The following is a 3,356-nucleotide window of genomic DNA, read 5'->3' on the forward strand; positions in this document are numbered from 1 at the left end:
GGCTGGTCGCGGTGAGATCTCCGCGTCAGCGCGGTCCGGGCCGGAAGACACGCGTTCCGGACACTGACCGGGCACGCGAGCGGGATGCGCCGGGGCCTTCTTCGCCGGATTCTTCGGAGATCCTGGATTGGCGACTCGTGGGGCGAGGCATCGGAGCCGCGATGAAGGCGGCGTCCACCACTTCCCCCCGAGCGCCACGGCTCGGCGAATATCTCAGGATGAGCCGCGCCACCACGACCGTCGGACGGATCCACAAGATCGCCTGAAGACCCCCCACGCACTGCCGCCGCCGGACGCCGACGATCATCGGCTGGTTCGCCCGGACCCCCTTGCGCGGGCTGCGCCGAGATGGCTAAGGTGGAGTCAGGCCCCGTGGCGCCCAACCCGCGTGCGACCGGGAGAACCCGATGAGCGGGCCATGACCGCCCTCGTCGCCCTCCACGATGTAAACACGCGTGGTGAATGCATCCACCCCCTGCGTCGTCTACCAGACAGACAGACGGGGATGCGCTCGCGGGCGCCGACGTCTCGATGAGCCCGAGCAGCCTACCTACACCGCCGAGAGAGGAGTCGATCCCATGCGGGCGAGGATGGTGATCGCCACCGCGCTGCTGCTGTCGGGGCTCGCCGGGGGTGTGATCCCGGGCATGGCCGCCGACGCCTCCGCCGAGGACATCGGACGGACGCCACCACGCCTGGCCTACGTGGACGGGCGGGTGTCCTTCTGGCGTCCGGGCGCGGAGGACTGGACCGCCGCCCAGGTCAACACGCCGCTCGCCACCGGCGACGAGCTCTACACCGCCTCGCCCGGCACCCTGGAGATCCAGATCGGCAGCCGCGCCTACGCGCGCGCGTCGGCCGAGACAGGGCTCGGGCTGGCGGGCCTCGAGCCCGACTATCTCCAGCTGAAAGTCACCACCGGTCACGTCGCCCTCGACATTCGCCGCCTCGACCCCGGACAGTCGATCGAGGTCGACACGCCTTACGCGGCGTTCACGGTCGAGCATCCGGGCTACTACCGCGTGGACGTCGTGGGGGAGCGCACGTCGTTCATCACGCGGCGCGGCGGCCGCGCCACCGTCACGCTGGCCAACGGGTCGACGTCGGCGATCGCGCCGAGCGAGGAGGTCGTCCTCGAGGGCACGGCGGCCGCGACGGTCGCGACCTATGTCGCGCCGGAGGTCGACGACTGGGACCGGTGGAACTACGCGCGAGGCGACGCCCTGAGCGACGCCGTCAGCGCGCGGTACGTCTCGCCCGGCGTCTACGGCGCCGACGAGCTCGACCACCATGGGAGCTGGCGCGTCGTGGAGCGATACGGGTCGGTGTGGATCCCCGAGGGGGTGCCAGGAGGCTGGGTGCCCTACAGCACCGGCACCTGGGTGTGGGATCCGCTCTACGGCTGGACGTGGGTCGACACCGCGCCGTGGGGATGGGCCCCGTACCACTATGGCCGCTGGGTCTTCGTCGATGGCGTCTGGGCGTGGGCGCCAGGACCGGTGGTGGCCCGGCCGGTGTATGCCCCCGCGCTGGTGGCGTTCTTCGGCGGCGCCGAGCCCGTCGGTCCAGCCGTCGGCTGGGTTGCGCTCTGCTGGGGCGAGCCGGTGATCCCCTGGTGGGGGCCGGCCGGCTTCGTGGGGGCGCCGTGGTGGGGAGGCTGGGGCGGACCGCGCATCGTCAACAACGTGGTCGTGCACCGCACGACGATCATCAACGTCACGAACATCACCGTGTACCGCAACGCCTCGGTCCACCACGCGATGGTCGTGGTCCCGCGCCACCGCTTCGGGCGCGCGGCGGTCCCCCAGGTGCGCCTGGCCCAGGTAGACCCGCGGCGCCTGGCCCCCGTCCACGGGTCGATCGGAGTTCAGCCGGTCCGCACCAGCCTGACCCCGGACACGGCCCGCGGCATCACGCCGCCCGCCGCCGCCCGGCGCTCCATCGTCGCGACACGCGCGCCGGCCGATCCGTCACGCTGGCTCACCCCGCACGGACTCGAGCCGCCGCCCGCGGCCGAGGGCATGCGACCACGCCTCGTCAAGCCACCGGCGCGTGAGCCGGCCGCGCTGGTTGCGCCGCGGCCGCCGTTCGGGGCGAGCGCCATCGAGCGGCCGCGCCCGCCGGTGCCGCCTCGCTTCGGGATGCCGCCGGCCGGACAGCCCGCGCCCGCGCCGCCGGCACACATCGGACCGCCCTCACCCGAGGGGGGACCGCCGCACGGGCGCGTCACGCTTCCCGCACAGCCGGCGATACCGGCCGCCCCCGCGCGTCCGCTTCCAGCGCCGGGCGCGCCACCGCGAGTGGAGGGCGTGCCCGCGCCGCCGCGCGGCGATCCACGCGCGGGGGGAGCGCCCGCGGGTCTCCCCGGGGTCCGAGGAACGCCACCCACGGCTCGCGAGGCGCCGCCGGCGGCTCGGGAAGCGCCGTACGGCCCGCCGGTCGGACTGCCCGGCGAGCCGGCCAACCGACTCTTCCCCGGACGCGCCGAGACCGGGGCATCCGAGCCGAGGGGCGCCCAGCGCATGCCGCCACAGCCGCCGGCACCGCCGGCGCAGGGGGGCTTCGGGACCCCGATGCCGGCCCGCTGAGCGCGGGCCGGCGGGGGCGGCGACGGCCGATCCATCGAGCCTCACCCGGCAGGCGCCCAGTAGAGCGACTCCCCATCACCTGGCCAGTCGTGTTCACAGGCGCCGTCGCGCGCGAACGATCCGCCACCCGAGCAGCGCCACGGTGCCGAGGATCGCCACCCCAAGCACCACGTGCTCAACACGACCGATGACCAGGCGAACGCGCTCGACGTAGTCGCCGAGGCCGTAGCCCACCGCATAGCCCACTCCCACCGCGGCCGGCACGTACACGAGGGCCCCGAGCAGGTTCGCCGCCACGAACAGGGGCGGCGGCATTCCGAGCATCCCGGCGAGCGGGCCCGCCATGAAGCGGAGCCCCGGCAGAAAGCGCGCGACGAACACGCCCAGTGGCCCGTATCGGGCCATGAAGCGCCGCATGGCCGCCAGCCGCTCCGGCGACTCGCCGACGATCCATCGGCCGTAGCGCTCAATCCGGCTGGCCCCGTAACGCCGACCGATCCAGTAGCCCAGGTTGTCACCCACGACGGCGCTCACCACGCCGACCGCCAGCACGAGGGAGATCCGCAGCTCCGCCCTCCAGACCAGGTAGCCGGCCAAGACGAGGATCGTCTCCTCCGGGACGGGAACACCGACGTTGCCGAGGACCACGATCAGAAAGATCGCTCCGTATCCCCAGTGGGCGACCAGCTCGGTGACGTCAGGCACGCGTGGCAGCCGGACGCGGTTCGCTCGGGAGGGTCGCTCGAAAACGCGCCGGCCACGTCACTG

At 73.6% G+C, this 3,356-nt stretch carries 2 protein-coding genes; one reads left to right on the forward strand and one right to left on the reverse strand.

The window, feature by feature from the left end; genetic code table 11:
* Window positions 1–578 precede the first annotated feature (578 nt).
* Window positions 579–2,588 (forward strand): DUF6600 domain-containing protein, encoded by a 2,010-nt coding sequence (locus VGW35_00415; protein HEV8306099.1) that lies wholly within the window; start codon window positions 579–581, stop codon window positions 2,586–2,588.
* Between the two features lie 93 nt (window positions 2,589–2,681).
* On the opposite strand, the gene VGW35_00420 is transcribed toward VGW35_00415, so the two are convergent.
* Window positions 2,682–3,293 carry a DedA family protein gene (locus VGW35_00420; protein HEV8306100.1) on the reverse strand — a complete coding sequence of 204 codons (612 nt, stop codon included), beginning with the start codon at window positions 3,291–3,293 and terminating at the stop codon, window positions 2,682–2,684.
* Between the last annotated feature and the right edge of the window lie 63 nt (window positions 3,294–3,356).

The sequence above is a fragment of the Candidatus Methylomirabilota bacterium genome (genome assembly GCA_036005065.1).
Taxonomy (GTDB): Bacteria; Methylomirabilota; Methylomirabilia; order Rokubacteriales; family DASRDR01; genus DASYQW01.